Source organism: Allobosea sp. P1_A7 (assembly GCF_056406775.1).
Map to the genome: position 1 here is coordinate 1 of NZ_JBFTZN010000090.1, position 23303 is coordinate 23303.

Annotated in this window: 20 protein-coding genes and 1 pseudogene; 3 read left to right on the forward strand and 18 right to left on the reverse strand. The window is 64.4% G+C overall.

Features of this window, described 5'->3' with window-relative positions; all coding sequences use genetic code 11:
• Positions 1-47 precede the first annotated feature (47 nt).
• From AC1D34_RS17155 to AC1D34_RS17180, 6 genes are all read right to left on the reverse strand, one after another.
• Positions 48-1835 (reverse strand): peptide ABC transporter substrate-binding protein, encoded by a 1788-nt coding sequence (locus AC1D34_RS17155; protein WP_476824814.1) that lies wholly within the window; start codon positions 1833-1835, stop codon positions 48-50.
• Positions 1836-2294: 459 nt separating this feature from the next.
• Positions 2295-3737, reverse strand: a complete 1443-nt coding sequence (locus AC1D34_RS17160; RefSeq protein WP_476824815.1) for an aldehyde dehydrogenase family protein — start codon at positions 3735-3737, stop codon at positions 2295-2297.
• Positions 3734-4360: an amino acid ABC transporter ATP-binding protein gene (locus AC1D34_RS17165; RefSeq protein ID WP_476824816.1), complete on the reverse strand. Its 627-nt coding sequence runs from the start codon at positions 4358-4360 to the stop codon at positions 3734-3736. The genes AC1D34_RS17160 and AC1D34_RS17165 overlap by 4 nt, the downstream gene beginning before the upstream one ends.
• Entirely contained in the window at positions 4345-5013 is a 669-nt protein-coding gene (locus AC1D34_RS17170) for an amino acid ABC transporter permease (protein WP_476824817.1), read from the reverse strand. The genes AC1D34_RS17165 and AC1D34_RS17170 overlap by 16 nt, the downstream gene beginning before the upstream one ends.
• An 87-nt stretch (positions 5014-5100) precedes the next feature.
• Positions 5101-5913, reverse strand: coding sequence for a transporter substrate-binding domain-containing protein (locus tag AC1D34_RS17175; protein ID WP_113511165.1), 813 nt, complete (start codon positions 5911-5913; stop codon positions 5101-5103).
• Between the two features lie 61 nt (positions 5914-5974).
• Entirely contained in the window at positions 5975-7675 is a 1701-nt protein-coding gene (locus tag AC1D34_RS17180) for a thiamine pyrophosphate-binding protein (protein WP_441508038.1), read from the reverse strand.
• Positions 7676-7783: 108 nt separating this feature from the next.
• Here AC1D34_RS17180 and AC1D34_RS17185 point away from each other — a divergent pair, with 108 nt between their 5' ends.
• On the forward strand, positions 7784-8539 hold the full coding sequence (locus AC1D34_RS17185; protein ID WP_441508039.1) for an IclR family transcriptional regulator: 756 nt from the start codon (positions 7784-7786) through the stop codon (positions 8537-8539).
• A 61-nt stretch (positions 8540-8600) separates the two neighbouring features.
• Here AC1D34_RS17185 and AC1D34_RS17190 read toward each other — a convergent pair whose 3' ends face one another.
• From AC1D34_RS17190 to AC1D34_RS17215, 6 genes are all read right to left on the reverse strand, one after another.
• Positions 8601-9854 carry an NAD(P)/FAD-dependent oxidoreductase gene (locus AC1D34_RS17190; protein WP_476824818.1) on the reverse strand — a complete coding sequence of 418 codons (1254 nt, stop codon included), beginning with the start codon at positions 9852-9854 and terminating at the stop codon, positions 8601-8603.
• Between the two features lie 179 nt (positions 9855-10033).
• On the reverse strand, positions 10034-11509 hold the full coding sequence (locus AC1D34_RS17195) for a protein adenylyltransferase SelO (RefSeq protein WP_476824819.1): 1476 nt from the start codon (positions 11507-11509) through the stop codon (positions 10034-10036).
• Positions 11510-11576: 67 nt separating this feature from the next.
• Complete coding sequence (locus AC1D34_RS17200) at positions 11577-14204, reverse strand: AAA family ATPase (RefSeq protein ID WP_476824820.1); 2628 nt, start codon at positions 14202-14204, stop codon at positions 11577-11579.
• A gap of 3 nt (positions 14205-14207) precedes the next feature.
• On the reverse strand, positions 14208-15332 hold the full coding sequence (locus AC1D34_RS17205; protein ID WP_441508043.1) for a metallophosphoesterase family protein: 1125 nt from the start codon (positions 15330-15332) through the stop codon (positions 14208-14210).
• Between the two features lie 140 nt (positions 15333-15472).
• Positions 15473-16147: a type 1 glutamine amidotransferase domain-containing protein gene (locus AC1D34_RS17210; RefSeq protein WP_441508044.1), complete on the reverse strand. Its 675-nt coding sequence runs from the start codon at positions 16145-16147 to the stop codon at positions 15473-15475.
• A gap of 212 nt (positions 16148-16359) precedes the next feature.
• Positions 16360-17301 (reverse strand): GlxA family transcriptional regulator, encoded by a 942-nt coding sequence (locus tag AC1D34_RS17215; RefSeq protein ID WP_441508045.1) that lies wholly within the window; start codon positions 17299-17301, stop codon positions 16360-16362.
• A gap of 121 nt (positions 17302-17422) precedes the next feature.
• Between AC1D34_RS17215 and AC1D34_RS17220 the strand changes: the two genes are divergently transcribed.
• Complete coding sequence (locus AC1D34_RS17220) at positions 17423-18232, forward strand: SDR family NAD(P)-dependent oxidoreductase (RefSeq protein ID WP_441508046.1); 810 nt, start codon at positions 17423-17425, stop codon at positions 18230-18232.
• A gap of 119 nt (positions 18233-18351) precedes the next feature.
• Positions 18352-18984, forward strand: coding sequence for a VOC family protein (locus tag AC1D34_RS17225; protein ID WP_441508047.1), 633 nt, complete (start codon positions 18352-18354; stop codon positions 18982-18984).
• 202 nt (positions 18985-19186) lie between these two features.
• Here the strand turns inward: AC1D34_RS17225 and AC1D34_RS17230 are convergent, their stop codons facing one another.
• From AC1D34_RS17230 to AC1D34_RS17255, 6 genes and pseudogenes are all read right to left on the reverse strand, one after another.
• Positions 19187-20101 (reverse strand): VOC family protein, encoded by a 915-nt coding sequence (locus tag AC1D34_RS17230; RefSeq protein ID WP_476824821.1) that lies wholly within the window; start codon positions 20099-20101, stop codon positions 19187-19189.
• A gap of 57 nt (positions 20102-20158) precedes the next feature.
• Positions 20159-20968 carry an SDR family NAD(P)-dependent oxidoreductase gene (locus tag AC1D34_RS17235; protein ID WP_441489947.1) on the reverse strand — a complete coding sequence of 270 codons (810 nt, stop codon included), beginning with the start codon at positions 20966-20968 and terminating at the stop codon, positions 20159-20161.
• A 43-nt stretch (positions 20969-21011) separates the two neighbouring features.
• Positions 21012-21731 (reverse strand): ABC transporter ATP-binding protein, encoded by a 720-nt coding sequence (locus AC1D34_RS17240; protein ID WP_441508049.1) that lies wholly within the window; start codon positions 21729-21731, stop codon positions 21012-21014.
• Positions 21732-21734: 3 nt separating this feature from the next.
• Positions 21735-22538: an ABC transporter ATP-binding protein gene (locus AC1D34_RS17245; RefSeq protein ID WP_441508050.1), complete on the reverse strand. Its 804-nt coding sequence runs from the start codon at positions 22536-22538 to the stop codon at positions 21735-21737.
• A complete protein-coding gene (locus tag AC1D34_RS17250) occupies positions 22538-22882 on the reverse strand; it encodes an ABC transporter permease subunit (protein ID WP_476824830.1) in 345 nt (114 codons plus the stop codon). Before AC1D34_RS17250 ends, AC1D34_RS17245 begins: the two co-directional genes overlap by 1 nt.
• A gap of 67 nt (positions 22883-22949) precedes the next feature.
• A pseudogene (locus AC1D34_RS17255) lies at positions 22950-23303 on the reverse strand (ABC transporter permease subunit); the annotation flags it as partial.

Consider the following 23303-nt stretch of genomic DNA (forward strand, 5'->3'; position numbering starts at 1 on the left):
GGACCAGATTCGGTCCGGACCAGATTCGGTCCCGGAGCGCTGGACGGCTAGGTGCGGTACCAGCTCGCAAGGTTCCAGGTCGTGACTTCCCAGCCCGAAATATCGGGCACGAGGTTGTTCGCCGACGCGCCTACGATCGTGCGCGACAGGAGCGGCAGGRTGATGTTGGCCTCGCAGAAGATCTCGTTGACCTTGATCAGCAGCGCGGCGCGCTTCACAGGGTCGAACTCCTTCTGCGCAGCCTTGTAGGCCTCATCCGCTTCCTTGCTGCCATAGCGCGAGACGTTGCGGCCGAGCCACTTGTTCTCCTTGTTGGCGATTTCCCAGGACACGAACTGGTTCAGGAAGCGCTCCGGATCCGGCTGCGGCTGCGTCGTGGTGTACATCTCCATGTCGCAGTAGAGCTTGGTGTAGGTGTCGGGATTGGAGACGTCCGAGGAGAAGAACACGGACGCGGTCACCGACTTCAGCTCGAGATCGATGCCGGCACGCTGGCAGGCCTGCTTGATGATCGCCTGGGTCTTCTGGCGCGGCGCGTTGATCGAGGTCTGGAAGACGTATTTGAGCTTCTTGCCATCCTTCTCGCGGATACCGTCGGCGCCCTTCTTCCAGCCGGCGTCGTCGAGGATCTTGTTGGCCTTGTCGACGCTGAATTCATACTTCAGCTTCGGCGACTTGAACTGCTTCGGCTCGTTGACGAAGCTCGCCGTCGCCGTGCCGCCGCGGCCATAGATGAACTTCTGGATCGAGTCGCGGTCGATCAGGAGGTTGATCGCCTGGCGCACCGCCGGATCGCTGAGCGTCGGATGCTTGGTCTTGACGCTCGAACGYTCGCCRTCGACCTCKGTCCACGGRTCCGTSGKGTTGAGGATGATGAACTCGAYRTYGCCRCYAGGAACCRCCASCACGCGCCCGCGCCCGCCGGTCTCCATGCGCTTGAGGATCTCGTCCTCGACCWGCATGTTCCAGGCATAGTCGWAYTCGCCGGTCTGCAGCACGGCRCGCGCCGCCGAGACYGCGTCRCCGCCGCCYTTGACYTCGAKCGTGTCGAAATGCGGCTTGTTCTTGACGTGATAATCGGGGTTTCGTTCGCCCGTGAGCAGGTCGCCGGGCTTGAACTCGACGAACTTGTAGGGGCCGGTGCCAACGGGCTTCAGATTGGCCGGGGCTTCGCGCGACTTGGCGCCCTTGTACTCGCCGAAATGGTGCTTCGGGATGATCATGCCGGCGACGCCGACGAAGGCATCGGCCCAGAACGGCGTCGGATCCTTGAAGATGATCTTGACGGTGTGGGAGTCGATCTTCTCGACCTTGATGTCCTTGTAGGCGCCGGTCGTATAGGCGGCGGTGGCCGGATCGGCGGCATATTCCCAGGTGAAGACGACGTCATCCGCGGTGAACGGCTTGCCGTCATGCCATTTGACGCCCTGCTTCAGCTTCCAGATCACTTCCTTGCCGTCGGCAGACACTCCGCCATTGGCCTTGGTCGGGATCTCGGCGGCGAGTTGGGGAACGAGATTGCCGTCCTTGTCCCAGCCGGCGAGCGGCTCGAAGAAAACGCGCGAGGCGATCTGGTCCTTGGTGCCGCTGGCGAAATGCGGGTTCAGCAGGGTCGGTGCCTGCCAGAGCAGGATCTTCAGCGGCCCGCCGCCACCGGCCTTGGTCGGCTTGTAGTCGTCGGCCGACTGGGCCATCGCGACGCCGTTCCAGGCCAACATCTGGGTTGCGATCGGTGCGCTCAGTCCCAGCGCCACCATCTTCTGCACGAAGGAGCGCCGCGACAGGCCACCTTCCTTCACATCCGCGATCAAACCTCGCAGGTCGTGTTCGTTCATAAATACCCTCCGCCGACAGGCCGKTGATAATGTTCCGGGGGTCTTGCGCCCCCTGCTTTTCCCTCAAGCAGCCGTCAGCAAGGCATGGGCCAGCGAAAGCGTCAACTGGGCGCTGCAGAATGGCCAATGCTGCATGCGCCGATCGTGCGGGCGTTCGTGCAACGAAGCGTATCGGCGTGGATTAGGCCGCAGCCGCAGCAAGCAACGCGGCTTCATGACATGGCTTTGGAGAAGGTTTGGGGCGGGCACCAAGAATTGGCAGAGGGCACAACGATAGACCTGCCCCGAAACCGAGGTGCGGGCAGGGACCAGCCGAAGGCCATGTCGAGACTGAATGGCTCGCACCGGCGTGCTGACGATGCCCCCGTCGCGGCCTGCGCCGGACGTCGGCCATCCCGGCGCAGTGGACTTCGGAAAAATGCCCGTGATTCGGCCAGCCGATTCTCCACCCTCCGGCGGCTAGGCCGGAAGCGTGTAGGCGGTCTTCACGGTCGTGTAGAATTCCTGCGCGTAGCGGCCCTGTTCCCGGGGGCCGTAGGACGAACCTTTGCGGCCACCGAAGGGCGCGTGGTAATCCGTGCCGGCGGTCGGAAGATTGACCATGACCGTTCCGGCCTCTGCGTTGCGTTTGAAGTGGCTCGCATATTTGAGGCTCGTCGTGCAGATGCCGGCCGAGAGGCCGAACCTTGTATCGTTGGCGGCGGCAAGCGCGGCGTCATAGTCCTTGACGCGGATGACTGCTGCGACTGGCCCGAAGACCTCCTCGCGGGCGATCCGCATGGTCTGGTCGATCTCGGTGAACAGCGCCGGCGATAGATAGAATCCTGGCGTGGCCCGCGCGAGAACCTCACCGCCGCACGCAAGCCGGCCGCCTTCCTCCTGACCAAGGCGGAGATAGCGCAGGTCCTGATCGAGCTGCCTCTGGTCGACCACGGGTCCGATGCTTGCTTCCGGCTTGAGCGCATCGTCGACGACGAGCCCGTGCATGGCATCGATCAGGCGCTCTACGAAGCTGTCATGGATCTTGTCGGTGACGATCAGCCGGGACGCTGCGGTGCAACGCTGCCCGGTCTGGTAGAAGGCGCTATTGAGCGCACACCCAACCGCCAGTTCGATATCGGCATCGTCGAGCACGACAAGCGGGTTCTTGCCGCCCATTTCGAGCTGCATCTTCTTCATCCGGTCGGATGCGACACAGGCCTCTGCGACCTTGCGGCCCGTGGTGACAGAGCCGGTGAAGGAGATTGCGTCCACGTTATCGCTGCGCAGGATCGCTTCGCCGACGACAGATCCCGATCCCATCACGAGGTTGAAGACGCCGGCCGGAAGGCCGGCTCTGGCAAGGATGTCAGCCAGCGCATGCGCGGAGCCCGGCACCAGTTCGGCCGGTTTGAGGACGATGCAGTTGCCGTAGGCGAGGGCAGGCGCGATCTTCCAGGCAGGAATCGCGATCGGAAAGTTCCAGGGCGTGATCAGCCCGACGACGCCGACAGGCTYCCGGGTAATGTCGACCTCGACGCCGGGACGCATCGAGGCCAACCTGTCGCCTGCCAGGCGCAGGCACTCACCGGCAAAGAAGTGGAAGATCTGCCCGGCCCGCACGACCTCACCGATGCCGTCCGCCAGCACCTTGCCCTCCTCGCGGGAAAGCAGCATCCCGAGTTCGTCCTTGCGAGCGAGGATCTCGTCGCCAATACCCTTCAGGATATCGTGCCGGAGCTGGATCGATGAGCGCGACCAGGCCGGGAAGGCTGTCGCAGCTGCGTCGATGGCGTCCTGCACGTCGGCATGAGTGGCCTGCGCGTAATGGGCGACGATGTCATTGGTGTTCGACGGATTGATGTTGGCGATCGCTTCACTTGCGTGACGCCACTCTCCGCCGATGTAGTTCGGTTGGATCATTGCAGGGACTCGTGTGGCGGCGCGCCGGCACACGAAATGACCTGGAGAACCTCTTCGCGCATCTCGGGATCGAGCGCCGATGTCGGCTCGTCGAACAGCATCAGGGTGGGGTTCATCGCCAGTGCCCGGGCGATCGCCACGCGTTGACGCTGCCCACCGGAGAGCTGGAACGGATAGACACTCGCCTTCTCCGCCATGCCGACCTGTTCGAGCAGCTTTCTGCCCTGTTCTGTTGCCATGCGGGGCGGCGTCCCGAGGATCTTCATCGGCGCGATGGTGATGTTCTCGAGCGCCGTCATATGCGGGAACAGATTGAAGTTCTGGAAGACGAAGCCCGTCGACAGGCGAATTTTCTGCAACGTATCGGGGTTGGCCGTTTCGACATTGCGCCCGCCCACGGAGATGTCGCCGCGATTGATCGTCTCGAGGCCGTTGATGCAGCGCAGGAGCGTGCTCTTGCCGCAACCGCTGGGGCCGCAGAGCACCAGCACTTCGCCCTGTGCGACGTCGAGCGAAATGCCGTTGAGCACGCTGACGGCGCCATAGGATTTGTGAACGTCGCGAATACGGATGAAGGCCTGAGCCGAGGCTGCCGTCGCGCCCGTCATCAGATCGGTTGCCATTTTTGAAGCCTTTCGAGCATCCGCATGAGCAGGGCGTATCCCCAGATAAGCGCCACATACAGAACGGCTGCGCCAGTATAGAACTCAAGCGGGCGGAAGAATTGGACCGTCAGTTCCTGAGCCCGGAACATCACCTCGGGCACTGCGATCAGTACTGTTACGGTGACGTTCTTGATGACTGTGATGTGGACATTGGTGAGGGACGGCAGGGTCGCAAAGAAAGCCTGAGGCAGCGTGATGTAACGCATCACTTTCCAGCGTGAGAACCCAAGCGATTGTGCAGCCTGGGTTTGCGTGGCCGGGATCGCCTCAAGGCCGCCGCGAAACGCTTCACAGGCAAGCGCAGCCCCGTTCAGGGACAGTGCGATGATCGAGCTCACGGTCGGAGAAAACGAACCCCCTGTCAGGATCGGCATGACATAGTGGATCCAGATCAGCAGGACCACGACCGGAAGCGTGCGGAACAGGTCGACGAAAACCACCGAGGCGCCGCGCAGCAACCAGCGCCGCGACATGCTCATCGCCGCCAGTACGACGCCGAGAATGGTCGTGATGATGATGCTGGGAAAACTCGTCCACCACGCGTGCCAGAGTCCGCCCGCGAGATAGGGCCCGTATTCGGTCAGAACGCCGAATTGAAATGTGTAATTCATGATCTCATTCGACCAGCATTTTCCGGAGCAGAGACGTGACAGGGGGCGGATATGCGACGGGCGTCCGTCCCTTGCCTGGTTCGTCGGCTAGCGCGGCCCGACAGCCAGTTCAGGCGGCAGGTTCCACTTCTCGGCGAGAGTGCGGTACCAGCCCCGCAGCTTCATGGAGCGGACATAGGTGTCGAGGAAGACCAGAAGGTCGAGATCGGCATACCGGACAGCGTGGTTCATGCTGGTCCATTCCGTCTGATCGCTGGCGAACTTGATATTGCGCAGCTCGGTCGGGCGCTCCTGAGCGCGCAACTCATTCGAGACGGAATCGCCGATATAGGCCGTCGACCGCCCTTGCATGACCTCGAGCACCGCCGCTCCCGTATCGGAAAGGGGCGTGACCTTCGCCTTCTTGAAGGTGCGCTGGGCATATTGCTGGGCAGCGGTGCCCGAGACCACGGAGAGGACATTGCCCTCCTTGTCCAGGTCCGCGAAGGTCCGCACCGGGCTATCGGCGCGCACCATGGCGGTGGACGAGAGATAGCCGAAGGCCTCTCCAAACGCGACGGCCGTCGCACGCTCGGGTGTCGCTCCGAGCCCGCTCATGATGACGTCCCATTTGCCGGCCTGGAGCCCGGCCACGAGGCCGCTCCAGGTCGTGTTGACGAGCTCGACCTTGATCCCGGTCATCGCCTCGAGATTGCGAATGTCGTCGACGATGAGGCCTTCGTACTGGCTCGTCTTCGGATTCAGCAGAACGAACTTGTTCCAGGGGGCTACTCCGACGACCAGCTTCTTCTCGGAAATGATCCGATCGAGCGTGGGGCCTGCGGAGGCTCCGGATGCAGACAGCGCGACGACCGCCGCGACAGCGGCCGACGCAAGTGCGTTGGCGATGGTTCTCAGCATGCTCTTCCCCTTTTGTATGGCGCTGTTGAACAGATCGGCTCTCGTGAGGTGATCGACCGCATCAATGGACCGCGTCGCGGGCGAGAATGGTCTCGAAGCCGACGATCGGTGCCGTGGCGTTGGGATCGATGACGACGTCGATGACGAAGGGGCCGTCGGCAGCAACCCCCCCAGCCAGGGCCGCAGCGATCGCCTCCGGGGCCGTAACGCGCTCACCGCGGCACTTCAGGGCCCGACCGACTTCCGAATAGTCGATGTCGAGGAAGTCGCATTCGAGATAGCGGCCCATCACCTTCTGCTCCCAATGCCGCTGGAAGCCGAGGGTGCCGTTGTTGAACACGACGACGAGGATATCGACGCCGTAGCGGGCGGCTGTTTCGAGCTCATTGATGACGTAGCCAAAGGCGCCGTCGCCGGTCACGCAGACGACCTTGAGCGATGGGTCGGCCATCTTGGCGCCGATTGCGGCGGGCAGGCTCCAGCCGATTCCACCGGTTCCACGCGGCGAGAGGATGAAGCGCCCCGAGCCTGGCACATCGATATGGCTCATGGCCCAGCCGGTGATGTAGCTGGCATCCGTAACGATGAGGGTCCGTTCATCGACCTGTGCCGAGATTTCGGCCAGCAGGCGTTCGGGCCGGATCGGTGTCTGCGCCGACTCCGCGACCGGCCGGAACTCGGCCCTCCAGTTCTCCGTCAGCTGGTCGATCCGCGCCCTGGTCTCCGGGTTGGTTCGGGCCAGGCCGCGATCGGCGCAATAGGCCATCAGGTCGCGCAGGGTATCGCGGACATCGCCGACCATGGCGATGTCGGTTGCGAAATTGCGGCCGATCTCGGCCGGGTCGATATCGAGATGGATCAGCTTGGTTTCAGGCTTGGGCAGCGACCAGTCGCTGTAGCAGATCTGGCCGGTGCGCGAGCCGAGCACGAAGACGACGTCGGCCTCGGCGAACAGCGTGTTGGAGATCTGCCCGCGACCATAGCGTCCGCCCGTGGTGGAGCCGAGCGGGCCCGCGGCGAGCGGGTGCGCATCGGCAATGGCTCCGCGCCCGGTCATGGTTGTCGCGACGGGGATGTCGAACAGTTCCGCCAGCATCCGGATTTCCTCTTCGGCGCCGGAGATGATCGATCCGCCGCCCGCGATCAGGAGTGGCCGCTGGGCCGTCGCGAGGAGCTCTGCCGCCTTCTCGATGGATTCGCGGCTCGCCCGGACCCGGTTGGCCGGGAAATGCGTGTAGGGTTGGTCAGCCCAGGTCTGGGCTTCGGCTTCGGCGGCCATGACATCGCCAGGGCAAAGCAGGACCACAGGGCCCGGCCGCCCCGATGTCGCGATCCGGAAGGCCTTGCGCACTGCGTCGGCCGCCTGCTCCGGTGCATCGATGCGCGTCACGTCCTTCACATAGGGCGCAAGAGCAACCGCATGATCGAGCGCGCTGCTGGCGTTCTTGTTCTTGAGCCGCAGCGGGTGGTCCTGGACGAGCGCGATCACCGGCACGGAGGAGCGCTGCGCCTCCAGCAGGCCCGTGATCAGATTGGTCGCGCCCGGCCCGAAGGTGGCGGCGCACACGCCTGGCCGGCCGGTTACCTGGGCATAGCCATGCGCCATGATGGCCGCATGCTTCTCGTCGCGCACCGTGACGATCCGCGTGAATGCGCGGTCGACGGCGTGGAACACATGGATCGGATCCTCCATGCCGAACAGGCAGGTCACCCCGTAGCTCTTCAGGGTTTCGTAAAGTAGCGCGCCGCCGGTGCCCCGCATGGGTGTCTCCTCTTGACAGTCGGAAAAAGTGTTGCTTATTACGCAACATGTTGATTATTTATCGTACGCAGGACATCTGCGCGGCGTCAAGCCGCCAAGCGAGCGCTCATGAAGTCGATTGAAAAGGCCGTTAGTGCGCTGCAATTGCTCGTCAATTCGGGAGGCGAGCTGCGGGTTGGCGAAACCAGCCGCCACTTGAAAGTCACGCGCAGCAGCGCCTCGCGCCTGCTGGCTTCGCTAGCGAGCGGGGGGCTGATCGAGCAGGATCCCGCGACGCAGCGCTACAGGGCGGGGATCCTGGCTGTGCAGCTGGCTGCCAGCTTTCACCGGAATTTCGATCTGGTGGAACAGGCGCAGAAGGAAATGGAGGAGCTCGCCCGCCAGACCGAGCACACGGTATGGCTGGGCGTGCTCTCCGGCACCGAGGTCGTCGTCCTCAAGACGGCGCGGGGCTCGCAGCCGATCCAGTTCACGGTCGAGCCTGGCCACAGGCTGCCCGCGCATGCCGCCGCGATGGGGAAGGCGCTCCTCGCCGTCAAACCGGATGCCGAGATACGCAGTCTCTTTGCTGCAGCGCTCGATCCGGTGACGAAGCAGACCCTGGTTTCGATCGACGATCTGTTGCGCGAGGTCGCGATGTCGCGATTGCGCGGCTATGCGATCTCAAATCAGGAGCTTTTCGACGGCGTGAAAGCCATCTCCGTTGCTTTCGAGGACCCGCATAAGGGCATGAACATCGCCATCAGCGTTTCCTACCCGTTGTTTGCCTTCGAGGGCGGCGGCGACCAGTCGGTTGTCGATGCGCTGCTCCTGTTCGCCCATCACTTCGGTGCCCGGATCGGGGACAAGCGCTGGACGAAGTAAGGGGGGCTCGGGGCGCCGGCGCGGTCTGCCGGCCGCGGTGAGGCTCTTCGCCAGGGACGGTCTATCGTCGCTTCGGTCGGCTTTCGTTTTCGCGCCCCTGCGTGATCAGCCGCGAGCTTCTCTGGTCGCGCGCGTGAACCCACAGCCAGCTCAATGCCACGCTCACCCGATTGCGGACGCCGATCAGGAAATAGATATGAGCGAGGCCCCATAGCCACCAGGCCAGCGCGCCGCGCAGCTTGAAGAAGCCGAAATCGATCACCGCAAGCCGCTTCCCGATCGTCGCCAGACTGCCCGAATGCTTGTAGCGAAAGGCGGGTAGCACGCCCTCCCCGCGAAGCCTGAGGCGGATTGCCGTTGCGACGTATTTTCCCTGCTGCTTGGCTGCGGGCGCGATGCCGGGAACAGGGCTTCCATCGGGCGCAGCGACGCTTGCCGTGTCGCCAATGACGAAAATCTCGGGTCTGCCCGGTACCGTGAGATCGGCCTCGACCTTGACCCGTCCGGCTCTGTCAGCGGGAGCATCCAGCCAGCCGGCTGCGGGGGAGGCTTGTACGCCGGCAGCCCAGATGATCGTCGCCGCGGCAAGCGTCGTGTCGCCATAGACCACACCCTCGGCCGTGCATTGCGACACTGCCTGGCCGAGGAAGATCTCGACGCCGAGTCCTTCGAGGGCGCGATGGGCATAGGCGGACAGGTCGGGCGCGAAGCCGCCAAGCACGCGCGGAGCCGCTTCGATCAGCACCACGCGCGCCCTGCGGGTATCGATGTTGCGGAAATCTTCGGGAAGGGTGGAGCGCGCCAGTTYGGCGATCGTGCCCGCCAGCTCAACGCCGGTGGGGCCGGCTCCGATGATCACGAAGGTGAGCAGTGCGGCCTGTTTCAGCGCATCCGTTTCCCGTTCTGCCTTCTCGAAGGCGAGGAGAATGCGCCGCCTGATCGTCGTAGCGTCCTCGAGGGTCTTGAGTCCGGGCGCGAAGGGCTCCCAGTCGTCATGCCCGAAATAGGCATGCCGCGCGCCGGTCGCCACGATCAGGCTGTCATAGGCAAGCGTGGATCCGTCATCGAGGATAACGCGCCTGGCCTCGGGGTCGATGTCGTTGACGCCGGCCAGCAGCGTCGTGATTTCCGGGCGCTTGCGCAGGAGATGCCGGATCGGCCAGGCGATTTCCGATGTTGCAAGCGAGGCGGTGGCGACCTGGTATAGAAGCGGCTGAAACAGGTGGTGATTGCGCCGGTCAACGATGGTGATCCGAACAGGCGCACCGGCGAGGCGATGGACCGCCTCGAGCCCGCCGAACCCGGCGCCGATCACGACCACATGATGGCGGTCRGAGAATTCATCTAGYGTCGCCACAGGAGGATACCCGAAATGTCCGGCCAGTTTACTAGGAGTAGGCGGCTTTAGGGCGATRCGATAGGGCGAGACCGGCGCACGCAGCCTCTCAGCGAGCCTCGCGATCCGACACCGGCTCGGATCGAGGCCCGCTGAGTTCAGGTTCCGCAGAAGGTTGCGAGCACACGCTCATGAGCCGCCGGGGGGCGGGCGTAGTCCCCCCGACCTGGCTGCTCGTCATAGGGATTTGCCAGAACCGCCAGCAATTCCTCGAAGGGAGCGAGATCTTGCTGCTCCACGGCCGCCTCGATTGCGGCCTCGACGCGATGGTTGCGTGGGATGAACAGCGGATTGACGGCGCGCATCGCCTTCACCCGCTCCGCGGGCGATATGGCCTCGCGCGCCAGCCGTTGCCGCCACGTGCTCTCCCAGTCGTCGAACTCCGCGGGATTGCCGAACAGGTCGCGGCAAGCGCTCCCTTCGGCAGGGCCCGTTCCATCCGTGCTCAACCGCCGGAACACGAGTGTGAAATCGGCCTGGCCGCGCTGCATCGTGTCGAGCAGGGCCTTGATAAGCACGACATCATCCGCTTCATCGGCGAAGAGCCCAAGCTTGCGGCGGAAACCGTCGATCAATGCGGTCTGGAACAGCTCATCGAAGCGGTCCAGCACCTCCTGCGCGAGCTTGACCGCCTGGTCCTGGTCATCGGCCAGCAGCGGGAGCAGCGCTTCGGCGAACCGCGTCAGGTTCCAACGTGCGACGGGCGGCTGGTTGCCATAGGCGTAACGCCCGCGCTCGTCGATGGCGCTGAACACCGTACCCGAGTCGTAGGCATCCATGAAGGCGCACGGCCCATAATCCAGCGTCTCACCCGCAACCGACATGTTGTCGGTGTTCATCACGCCGTGGATGAACCCGATTTGCATCCAGCGGGCGACAAGCGCCGCCTGCACGGCAATGACAGCCTCCAGCAGGGCCAGATAGGGTGCTGCGCTGGCGCTGACGTCAGGATAGTGCCGGGCGATGACGTGGTCGGCGAGGAGGCGCAGGCCCTCGACATCACTGCGGGCCGCGAAGAACTGGAATGTCCCGATCCTGATATGGCTGGAGGCGACGCGGGTCAGCACAGCTCCGGGGAGCAGCGTCTCGCGCCTGACCGTTTCGCCTGTCGTCACGGCGGCGAGCGCCCGTGTCGTCGGAACGCCCAATGCAGCCATCGCCTCGCTGACGATGTATTCCCGCAGCACCGGCCCCAGTGCGGCCCGCCCATCGCCCCGACGCGAGAACGGTGTCAGCCCTGCACCCTTGAGCTGGATGTCGCGGCGCCTGCCCTCGMGATCGATCACCTCTCCGAGCAGGACGGCGCGTCCGTCGCCGAGCTGCGGGCTGAACCCGCCGAACTGGTGACCTGCATAGGCCGTGGCGATGGGCTCGGCCCCTTCGGCAACACGGTTGCCTACAAGCATCTCGGTGCCGTCGGGCCCCGCCAGCCAGACCGGATCGAGACCGAGCTGCTCGGCGAGCGCCGTGTTCAACCGCAGCAGACGCGGCGAACGGACCGCGCTGGGGGTTACCCGCGCGAAGAAGCGCTCGGGGAAGCGGACGTAGGAATTGTCGAAGGGGATGGCGGTCATGGGACGTAGATAAGCCTTGGCAGCAACACGGCAACTCCGGCCCTGGTCCTTACCCTCGCGGGTGAGGCTAAATGCGCCTGATCGGAGCGCCGAGCTGGATGAAATCCTTCTCTCGACAGGTCAGGATGAGGATCTGCAGGGAACCGGCAGCTTTGTTCAAGACGAGGTGCATCCGGTCGAGACGCTCTTCGTCGGTGTTCACCAGTGCGTMGTCGAGGATGACGATCGATGGCTGGCCAAAGCCTCGCAGGATGTCCGCCAGTGCCAGGCGCGTGATCACCGCTGTCTGCTCTCTGGCGCCCATGCTGAGCTGTCTGAAGGGCTCTTCGACACCAGCGCGGACGAAGTGCTCGATCTCGAGCGTGTCCTCGTTGAGCACGATCTGGCTGTCGGGATGGAGCAGGCGCAGATACGGAGCAACCCGTTCGCGTACCGGGCCGAGCCAGCGGTCCTTGGACTCGCGCTGCGCTTCCGCCAATGTCTCGTAGAGAAGCCGGGCGCCATCGGCCTGAGCCTTGGTCGTCGCGAGCTGCCTTTGCCTGAGCGCGATCTGGCCTTCGATCTCGGAGAGCTGCTCGCCCAATCCATCACGACCAAGCGCCCGAAGTTCGATCTCGAGATCACGAGCCTCGCGGGCCGTCCTCTCAAGATCGGCGCGGATATTCTCAGCTGCGTTCCCGGCCCTGGAGAGGGCCAGCGAGGCGGCTTCGGGGTTCGCCCGCTCCAGCGCGCGAATGGCGGCCTGCTCAGCCTCCTTGGCCGTCATATGGGCCGATTGGGCGGCATCAAAACTGGCCTGCAGCTCGGCATCCGCGATCTTCGAGCGGGCCTCGATGAGGTCACGCCCCTTCTCGCTGGCGCTCGTGATTGCGGCATTCAGGCGCTCGTTCCAGACCGCTGCGTCAAGCGTGGCCTTCTCATGCTGGGCGCGATGCTGCGCCGCGGCGTCTTCGGCGGCCTTCTCGTCGTGGAGGGCGATGCGTTGGGCCTCGACTGCCCCGGCGCGGCTCTCCTCTGACGCTTCCTTTGCGTCGATCTCCCGCGCAGCGGACTGGGCGGCGAGCGCGCGCTGGTTCTGGGTCTCCTGCCGAAGGACTTCGAGCCCCCTGGGAGCGGTGGCGCTGATCAGCTTCCTTTGCAGCTCTGCTTCGGCGATCGCTTCGCCCTTTTGCAGCACTTGCGATCTTGCCGCCTCGAAGCTGGCGCAGCCGGTCTTGCGCAGCTCGCTTTGGAAGGCGCGTTCGGATTCACCAAAGGCTCGCGCGAGATCCCCGACGCCGCCCCCTGGATGGACGACCAACTGGCCGAACCCTTCGAGCTCGATCGTCGCGTCTCTTGCGAGGAGCAGGGGCTCACTGAGCAAGATTGCCTTGCCGTCTGACGAGACGTTCTGTTGCGCGTTCGGCTTGAATTCGATCCGGACGCTCGCCGCCTCGAGCCGGGCCCTGGCTTTCGCGAGCTGTTCGCCGGCGCGCTCCAGCGTGTCGACCTCGGGCTTCGTGACGGTGATGGCTGCAGCTGCGGCCAAAGCGGTCATGCGCTTGCCGTCAGCTTCTTCGGCACTCTTGAGATCTAGCTCCAAGCGGGCGAGGAGATGCAGCGCGCGGCCGTGGTCAATGGCCCGCTGGACCGCGGCGAGCGCTTCGTCCGCAACGCTCCGCGCAGCCCGCGCTTGTGCGAGCCTCGCAGAGGTCGTGGCGGTCGCTCGCTCGAGCCGGCTTACGACGCTCTTGGCATCCTCGGCATCGTGAGTGGCCTGGGCCAGCGACGCCCGTGCGGCATCCGACGATTTCACGAGCGCCTGCCGCGCGGCGAGCCGTTCTGTGGCTGCCTCGGTCTCAGCCTTGCAGCGTGTGGCGTCACGGCCGGCGTTAACAACGATCGTCTCTAGCATCTCGGCCTGTACCATCGCCTCCTGCGCAGAGGCGAGGGCGGACAAGGCTTTCTCGAGAGAGGCGTCGTTGTGATAGCGCGCGACAATCTCGCGCTTCCTTGCGAGGTCGCCGACCTTGCTGTCATGGGCCGCGAGGCGAGAGGACATCTCTTCGCGACGAGCGGAGAGGGCTTCGACATCGTCGAGCAGCGCCTTGTAGTCACCGCGCGGCTTGTAGCGTTTGTCCCAGTAGGTGCTGCGCCGCGCCTCGGCTGCTGCAATCAGGGCTCTTCCGCGTTCTCCGCCGATGACCTGGCCGACTTCGGATTCAAGTGCTGAGGAAAGCGAGTCCCGGCCGGCGCCGACACCAAGCGCCTGATGTGAGAGCCCTTGCTCGACCCAGAGAAGCCCGAATATGCCCTGGTGATCCTGCGGCTTGGAACCACCGCGGCCAGGCGGGGTAAACCCGAACAACTCCGCCAGGCGATCATCGGCTGCGTCGCCGATATGACGCTCGTTGGCTCCGATCAGCTCGGCCTCGGGCTTCTGGCAAAAGGCCTTGCGAAGCGACCAGGCCTGCCCATCGAGCTCGAAGTCGACTTTGACCTGGGGACGGACATTCTGGTTGTAGGGCAGCATCGCCTGCGCGGCTTCGCCTCCGACGCGGTGACGCTCGAAGAAGGCGGCTCGCAGTGCTGCGAGAATGGTCGACTTGCCAGCTTCGTTGTCACCCGAGATGACGTTGAGGCCATTCTGGAGATCGTCGATGACGACGGATCGGAGCTTCCGGAAATCCTCGATCTCCAGGCGGCGAAGGAACATGGCTCAAGCGCCCTTGGAGAAATGGTCGAGATACATCATGCGAAGCGCCATGCGCGCAGCGCCGGCCTCCGGATCACCGTCATTGGTTGCCTTCGCGCGCAGTCGCTCGACCGCGGCACGAACGAAACCGGATTTGTCGAGCGCATCGAGATCATCGGAGGTTGGCTCATCGACCAACGCGCTGTCATCGATCTCGAGATGGTGAAGGCGGGCCTCCCAGGAGCGAAGCTCGCTTTCGAGGCGCCGGCGCTCGGCAAAGCTGACACTGCCTGCCAGCGAGAGCGAGACCACCTGATGGCGATGGCTCGCGGCGAGATCACTGAGCGTTTCGATGGCGCGATCGCATGTGCCATCGATGAGTTCGACCGCGACCTTGTTCCAGCGAAAGTGCCCGACAGCGACGGTCTCGACGATCTCCGATGCTCGCGGTCCGGGGATGTCGACGATGTAGACCGACCCGGCGTCATTGGCCTTGTGGCGGTCAGGTTCAGGCGTCCCGGAATAATAGGTCCGCTGGGCGATCTTCAAAGCCCCATGCCAGTCGCCGAGTGCCAGATAGCAAAGGTTGGCGGTCTCTGATCGATCCTCGGGGATTTCGTTCGACGATTCCGCGGCGCCCGGCAGTCGATTGGCAACGCTGCCATGGGCCAGGCCAATGCGGCATGCGCCGTCCCCGGATGGCGCATCGACGAACCAGGTGGTCTGGTCGAGCGCCTCTCGTCGGCGGCGCAACGGGGCGGGCAGAACGACAGCCCGACCGCTCCAGAGATCGAGCGGTTCCGGCTTGTCGGCGATGATGACATTCGCCGCCGGGCCCATGGCCTGGATCCGTGTCCAGACACTGTGGGCCAAGGCCGCGTCATGGTTTCCGGGCAGGAATATCCATTGTCCCTTGAAGGCGGCGAGGGCTTCGAGCGTGCGCACGATGGTCCGGTCCGAGACCGAGTTGCTGTCGAAGGCATCGCCTGCAACCAGCACGGCGTCGACCTGTCGCTCATGCGCCAGGCTGGCAATCGTCTCGACGGTCTTGATCCGCTGTGATCGCAGTTCCGCCCCGGGATCGCCGACAATGTTGGAGAACGGCTTACCGATCTGCCAGTCGGCGGTATGAAGAAAGCGAAATGCCACTGCGTCCCCCAGCCAAGGCGCCACCATCGTCGCTGGGCGTGAAAATGCAAGCTTTGGCTGCCGATTTCTGGGGGACGGGTGGTTTCCGCCGCCGAGAATGCCGAGTGCTCGATGCTCGCAATGGTCTGCCGCCGAAGAGCCTAGCGCAGGAGCTTGACGAGTTCCTGCGCAGCGGCGGTCGACGAAGCGGGGTTCTGGCCGGTGATCAGGCGGCCATCGACGATCGCGAAGCTCTGCCAGTCGGCTGCTCTTTCATAGCGTCCCCCGAGGCGCTTCAGTTCATCCTCGACGAGGAATGGCACGACGTTGGCGAGCTGGACGGCCTCCTCCTCGGAGTTGGTGAAGCCCGTGACGCGCTTGCCCTTGACGATCGGCTGCCCCTGCGAGGTTACCCGGTGCAGTACGCCCGGCGCGTGACAGACGGCGGCTACGGGCTTGCCGGCATTGTAGAACGCCTCGATCAGCGCAATCGAAGCCGGATCCTCGGCAAGGTCCCATAACGGGCCATGACCACCGGGATAGAAGACGGCGTCGTAGCTGTCTGCCGTCACGTCGCTGAGCTTGACGGTGTTTGCCAGGACCCGCTGCGCAGCCGGATCCTTCTTGAACCGCGTCATTGCGTCGGCCTGGTTGCCGGGCTCATCGCTCTTGGGGTCGATCGGTGGCTGGCCGCCTTTGGGCGAGGCAAGTGTGATCTCGGCGCCAGCGTCCTTGAAGACGTAGTAGGGCGCCGCGAATTCCTCGAGCCAGAAGCCGGTCAGCTTGCCGGTATCGCCAAGCTGATCATGTGACGTCAGCACCATCAGGATCTTCATCTTCGCAACTCCCTCGGTTGAACAACTCGCGATTGAACGGGCTCAGACGGATGACCACCTGAGCGCGGGGCCTGAAGGCGAAGCCGGAACGCCTGCGGGCTCGTCCGCCAGCCGATACGCGATGAGGATCATGGCCGGGAGCGAGAGTCTCGCTCTCAACCCGACGTCGTCCGATCATAGCACGGATGGCCGGGATGGCTTCGGGCGCCGGGCTAGCCTGATGCGCGTGCATTGCGCCGGATGGCCTGTGGCGGCTGGCCATAGCTTCTCAGGAAGGCACGCCGCATCCGCTCCCGGTCGGCGAAACCGGTTTGCTCGGCGATGGCCTCGACGGGGTGGCCGGTCTGCTCCATCAACAGGCGTGCGGCTTCGACCCGCAGGTTCTCGACCGCCTTGGCCGGCGACTGGCCGGTCTCCGCGCGGAAGGCGCGGCTGAACTGGCGGGGGCTGAGCCTGGCGGCGTCAGCGAGATCCTCGACGCTCAAGCGCGACTGGAGATTGCTCCTGGCATAGTCGAGTGCCGACTGAACGCGGTCCGACTTGGCGTCCATGTCGAGCAAGGCGGAATGCTGCGACTGGCCTCCCGCGCGCCGGTGATAGACAACCAGTTTTCGTGCCGTCATGCGTGCAACTTCGGGGCCGAGGTCCTTCTCGATCATGCCGAGGGCGAGATCGATGCCGGCGCTTGCGCCAGCTGATGTCCAGATCGGACCATCGACGATGAAGATACGGTCGGGATCGACCTTGATCCGGGGATAGCGCGCGGCGAGATCCCGGGCGCTTCCCCAATGGGTTGTCGCCTGGCGTCCGTCGAGCAGGCCGGCCTGAGCCAGAACGAAGGCTCCGGTGCAGATCGAAGCGACCCGGCGTGCCTTGGTCGCCGCCCGGCGCACGAAATCGATCATCGCAGCCGACACCTCCGATCCCGCCAGATCGCCACCGAAGATCATCGTGTCATAGGGCGTATCGTCGAAGGGCTCGGTCTGCAGCATCAGGCCGAGTGAGCTCTTCACCGCTCCTCCGCTCTGCGACATCACCCGGACGTCATAGAAGGGGGTGGTGGGGACCGAGAGATTGGCGAACTCGAAAGCCGAGAGCGCAGCGAAACTCATCAGCTGGAAGCCTGGCGAAACGACGAAACCGATCCGATGCATGGCACGCTCCGATCAGGTCCTTGATGTCCTGAAAGGTGGTATATTTGACATTTGAGACATGGGCAAGCAGGCCTAGATTTCCTCGCCATGGAGCCCCGCCAGGGGCAATGGAGATGAAACAATGAGCCAGGGATTCAAGGGTTTCGCACTGGTGACCGGCGCCTCGTCCGGTATTGGCGCGATCTACGCCGAGCGTCTCGCACGACGTGGCCACGATCTCATTCTCGTGGCGCGCAATGCCGAACGGCTGCGCAAGCTGGCCGACAGGATTGCAGCCGAGACGGGCCGCAAGGTCGAGGTCATCGCTGCCGATCTCGGCAAGCGCGACGATCTCGCCAGGGTCGAGGCGGAACTGCGGGGCAATCGGCGGATCACCACGCTGGTCAATAATGCCGGTGTCGGTGCGACGGCTCCGCTCCTGCAGTCGGACATCGACAAGATGAGCGACATGATTGCTCTGAACGTCAACGCCTTGATGCGCCTGACTTACGCCGCGGTGCCCGGATTCGTCGAACGCGGCGGCGGAACGATCATCAATATCGCTTCGATCGTCGCTGTCGCGCCGGAGCGCCTGAACGGCGTCTACGGTGGCTCCAAGGCCTTCGTCCTGGCCTTCAGCCAGTCCTTGAAGCATGAACTGTCGGACAAGGGCGTGCGGGTTCACGTCGTGCTGCCGGGAGCGACGGCCACCGACTTCTGGGAGATCGCCGGAAAGCCGGTCGAGCACCTGCCGAGCGAGATCGTGATGACGGCTGCGGCGATGGTCGACGCGGCCTTGGCCGGCCTGGACCTGGGTGAGTTCGTGACCGTGCCGTCCCTGCCGGATGTGGCTGACTGGAATGCCTTTGAGGCAGGACGGCAGGCGCTGCTGCCCAATCTTTCCCGCACCGAACCTGCTGCTCGCTATGGCGTCCGGCCCGAAGCGGCGTAAGCTCCCCGGCGGGCGGTCGGTCGAAGTGCGAAACATGTTTCAATCGCCTGGATCTCCGTCATTTCAGGCGATTGGAGGTGTGTCGCAACTCTCACTCATCTGAATGGAAGGAGTTCGACATGAGCGATACTCAACTGCGCAGCGAGACTGCAAACCGGAGCCTCGGAGCCCTGGGGGCCGACCTGAAGCTTGAGGTCGTCAGCATCCCCGTTGCTGATGTCGATCGCGCCAAGCGCTTCTACGGTGGCTTGGGTTGGCGACTTGATGCCGACATTGCAGGCGACAATTTCCGGGTTATCCAGGTCACGCCTCCAGGCTCGCCCGCTTCTGTCATCTTCGGCAAGGGCAACACCGTGGCCCCCTATCTCATCGTCTCCGACATCGTGGCGGCGCGCGCTGCACTCGCCGCTCGCGGAGCCGAGGTTGGCGAGATCTACCATTACGGCGAGCAGGGAGACCGTCGCAGCGGGCCCGAGCCGACACGGCGCAGCTACGCGTCGTGGCTCTCGTTCAAGGACCCGGACGGCAATGAATGGCTGCTGCAGGAGGTCACCCAGCGTCTGCCCGGACGGGTCGAGGCGGGTGATACACGCTTCGCCTCATCCAGGGAGCTCGCGGCCGCGCTCCGGCGTGCGGCGGCCGCGCATGGCGAACACGAGAAGCGAAACGGCGGCCAGCATGATGAGAACTGGCCGGACTGGTATGCCGAGTACATCGTGCAGGAGCAGGCCGGCAAATCGCTGCCGACATAGGGTTTTGCTACGACCCCATCGGCCGCTCCTTGGGCCGGCGCTGCTCACAGGTCTGGTTGAAGCGAGCGGCCAGCGCGTGGCTCGCATCGCTTTCCCCTGACGGTTGAGCCGCGGCGCGCCCGTCAGGATCAGGGGTCCGCGTCCGGATTGGCGATGGCCCGCCGCGGTCACCTGTCGGCGGGCCGTTCGCGAGTGCGGAGGGTCATGCCGCGTAGGCGGCGGCTGCGCACCTTGCAAAGCCCAGCGCCGGATCGATGAAGTTCGCCGGCGGCGGCGAGCCCCAGAGATTGATCCAGCGGTCGGAAAGCGACGGTGAAATCGTCCAGCTGCGCGGTTCGTAGAGCAGGTCATTGTCGATGCGGTCCATCCCCACCGACATTTCGACGACGCAGCCATTGGGGTCGACGTAATACTGGAAGACGTTGCCACCGGCGCCGTGGCGCCCCGGCCCCCACAGCAGCGAGCGGTTCTTGAGGACAAGCCCGTCAGCGATGCCGGCGAGGTCCTCGAGGGCGTGGAAGTCGAAGGCGTAGTGATGGAGATCGCCATCGCCGGGGCAAAGCGCTACGGTGTGGTGATAGCCGTCGGCGGCCCGAAACCAGCGGAATTCGTCGCCGCCGGTGCGATCCGAGAGCTCGATGCCGAGCAGCTTGACCAACAGGTCACTGAAGGCGAGCCGGTCGGGAACCTTGAGATTGACGTGCTCGATGCGTTTGGCACGCGCCCCAGGCCCGATATGGCGCTGTGCCTGATCGCGTGCGATGGGCGTGTGGACCTCGAAGATCGGCCCCCATGGCGTCGCGAACCGTATGGCGCGCTCGATGCCGTCATGAAGCGGCCTGTCGTCCAGGATCTCCAGGCCTTCCGAGCGCACCCGCCGCCCGATCTCGTCGACCGCTGCGGCGTCGGATGCTTCGAGCCCGATCGCCAATGTGGCGCGGCTGCCGCCTCGCGTCAGCGCGACCTCCCAGCGCCGTTCATTCGAAGACAGGAACACTGTGTCGCCGCGCCGGCCCGTCACCTTGAGACCCACGAGTTCGGCGAGGTCCTGCGCGGACCCGTCCGGATCGGGCGTCGTGAAGGCGACGAAGCCCATCTGACGAATGAGGTGGCWCATGCTGCTACTCCTGAGACTGTATGTTGCCGGGTCGGGTGTGGAGAGTGTTGTCAGGCGTCAGCGCGCGTTGACGCTGAAGCCACCATCGATGTTCAGCTTGGCGCCGTTGATGTAGCGGGCACGATCGGACGCGATGAAGAGTGCCAGGTCGGCAACCTCGTCGACCTCGGCCCAACGCTCCATGAAGATGCCGCGCTCGCGGCAGAAATCGGCGAGGAACTGCTCGCGGGTCTTGCCTTGCTGCTTGGCCAGGCCGTCCGCCCATTCCTCCCGGAATTCGGTGCCGACCAATCCCGGCACGATGGCATTGACCGTGATGCGCTCGTTCCAGAGATCCTGGGCGAGATAGCCGGTCGTGTGGATCAGCGCGGAATTGTTCAAGCCGTGCAGCATGGCAGGGCGCCAGACCGCGATCCCCGATGAGCCGGTGATGTTGATGACGCGCCCGGTACCGTCGCGAGCCATCATCGGCAGAAATTCGCGAATGACGCGCAGCGCGCCAAGCGTCTTGACCTCGATGAGCTCCCGCCACTCGTCATCGTTCCAGAGCACCTGCCTGTCGTTGCGCGTGACAGGAGCCCCTGCATTGTTGATCAGGATGTTGAGGGTCGAGAACCCGGGGACGGCTCGAAGCGTCTGCGCAGCGGATGCGACTGAATCCGCCTGGGTGATATCAGCCGAGACGGTGGTCACGGTCACCGACGTTTCCTTGCGGATCTCGTCGGCGGCTTCCTCCAGAGCCTCTCGTCCGCGCGCCAGCAGCGCCACGTTGACGCCTTCTCGCGCCAGCGCTCGTGCAATGCCCTTGCCAATGCCTTTACTGGCTCCGCACACCAAAGCGGTTCGCCCAGAAAGTCCCAGTTCCATGAGATGTTTCCTTGACTTGATGTCGTGAAGCTCTGCGGCGCACTCAGCCGTGCAGGTAGGCCTTGATGAGACTGTCGTCGGCGAGGACGCCCTGCCATTCGCCGCGCCTGATCTCCTGCGCGACCTTGCCGACGGAGAGCACATAGGCCCGGTCCGTCATTTCGGCGGCGATCGTGATGCTCTGTTCTACCAGCAGGATCGCCATGCCCTGGCTCCGCAGGTTGTTCAGGACGCCAAGGATCTCCTTGACGATCTTCGGGGCGAGCCCCGTCGTGAGTTCGTCGAGGATCAGGAGGTCTGGCTGCAGGAGAAGCGCGCGGGCAATGGCGACCATTTGCTGCTGCCCGCCCGAGAGCAGCCCGACTGACGAGTGATAGCGCTGCTGCACGGCAGGAAAGAGCGTCAGCACCTCCTCGAGGCTGAAGCGCGGGCTACCTCCGGAGGCCTTTCGGCCGGCGCTTTCAGCGAGGCGCAGATTGTCGCGAACGGTCAACTCGACGAAGAGATTTCTGTTTTCGAGCACAACCGCGATGCCGCGCTCGGCCCGGCGGTGCGGCGGCAGGTCGGTTAACTCGACGCCATCCTTGAGAACCCGACCAGCCATCGGTCTCACCAGACCGCACAAGGTTCGCACCAGCGTCGTCTTGCCGGCGCCATTGGGGCCGACGATCGCGACAGCCTCGTTCCGGCTGACCGACATCTCGATTCCATGCAGCACGGGCAGGGCGCCGTAACCAGCCTGGAGTGATTGGATCTGCAGCATGGCTCAGCCTCCCAGATAGGCTTCGCGCACGCGGGGATCGGCCTGGATCGCAGCCATGGGCCCGGATGCGATGATCTCGCCGAAATAGAGAGCGTGCACGGTGTCGGCGATCGTCATCAGGCCCATGTCGTGGCTGACCAGCAGGATGGTCATGCCCTCGCTGTTGAGCATCGCGATCCAGCTGCGCAATTGCCCGATCTCCTCGGTGTTGAGGCCCGAGGAGGGCTCGTCGAGCAGCAGCAGTCGCGGCGCCCCGACATAGGCGCGGGCAAGCTCGACGACGCGGCGCTGGCCGGCTGGCAGGCGTCCGGTCTGCGCATCCAGGAATTTGCCGAGCGCGAACTTGCGACAGGCCTCTTCGGCGGTATTGCGTAGCCGATCGAACTCGCGTCGCGCTGTGGGCGTGCGCAGCATGCTCGCCAGAATGCCGCTGCGGCCGTCCTTGTGCAGACCCACCATCACATTTTCCAGCACCGACATGCGCTCGAATACTTTCGGCGTCTGGAAGGTACGCATCAGACCATGACGGGTGCGCGCCTGGATGCTGTCGGCAGCCATATCGCGCCCGGATAGCAGGACCCGCCCGGCCTTGGGGCGCAGGAATCCGGAGACGATATTGAAGCAGGTGCTCTTTCCCGACCCGTTCGGCCCGATCAGCCCGACGATCTGGCCCTGCGGGACCGCGAAATTGACATCGGACAGCACCTTGAAGCCGCCGAAACTATGGGCGATGCCCGATAATTCCAGGGTCGCTTGCAGGTCGATCGGCCGCGAGGGGAGGCGTTTCAGGTCGGCGACAGCAGTCATCACGCCATCCTCCGTTTCACGAGTTGCGCGAGGCGATCTGCGCCTCCGATCAGCCCGTCGGGCAAGAGGGTGACGACCAGCACCAGCGCCAGCCCGAACAGAACCTGGTGAATGTCGCCGAGACCGCTGAGCAGCTCGGGGATGAATGTGACGAACAGCGCGCCGGCGATGATCCCCCAGACCGATGTCGAGCCGGCGACGACCGGAATCAGGAGGAATGCGATCGAGCGTTCGACCGTGAAGCTCTGCACGCTGATATAGGAGACGTAGTGCGCGAAGAGCGATCCGGCGAGCGAGCCGAGCATGGCGCAGATGACGAACATCGCAGTCTTGAGACGGTGCATGTCCAATGCCGAGCGTGCCGCCGGTCAGCCAGTCCCATTCGAAGAACAGGACATTGCCGATGAGGCTGAGGGCAAGCGTGGCCAGGGCGAGAAAGAAGCCGGTCAGGCGCAGGACCGGCCAGCCCACGGCGAGGGCAATCAAGGCGCTTGCCACCATGCCGGCCAGGAACCCGGCCAGGGTCGGCAAGCCGAGCTGAACCGTGAGATAGGCCGAGCTGTATGCGCCGATGCCGTAGAACAGCGCCTGGGCCAGATTGACGATGCCGCATTGACCGAGCAGCAGTCCGACACCGAGCCCGCCGATGGTGAACAGGCCGGCGAACACGAAGAGATCGATCAGGTGCCGCGACAGCAGGAGCGGCGCGAGGGCCCAGGCCAGGGCAAGCAGGAGAAGCAGGAGAGGTCGGCGCAGGTTATCCAT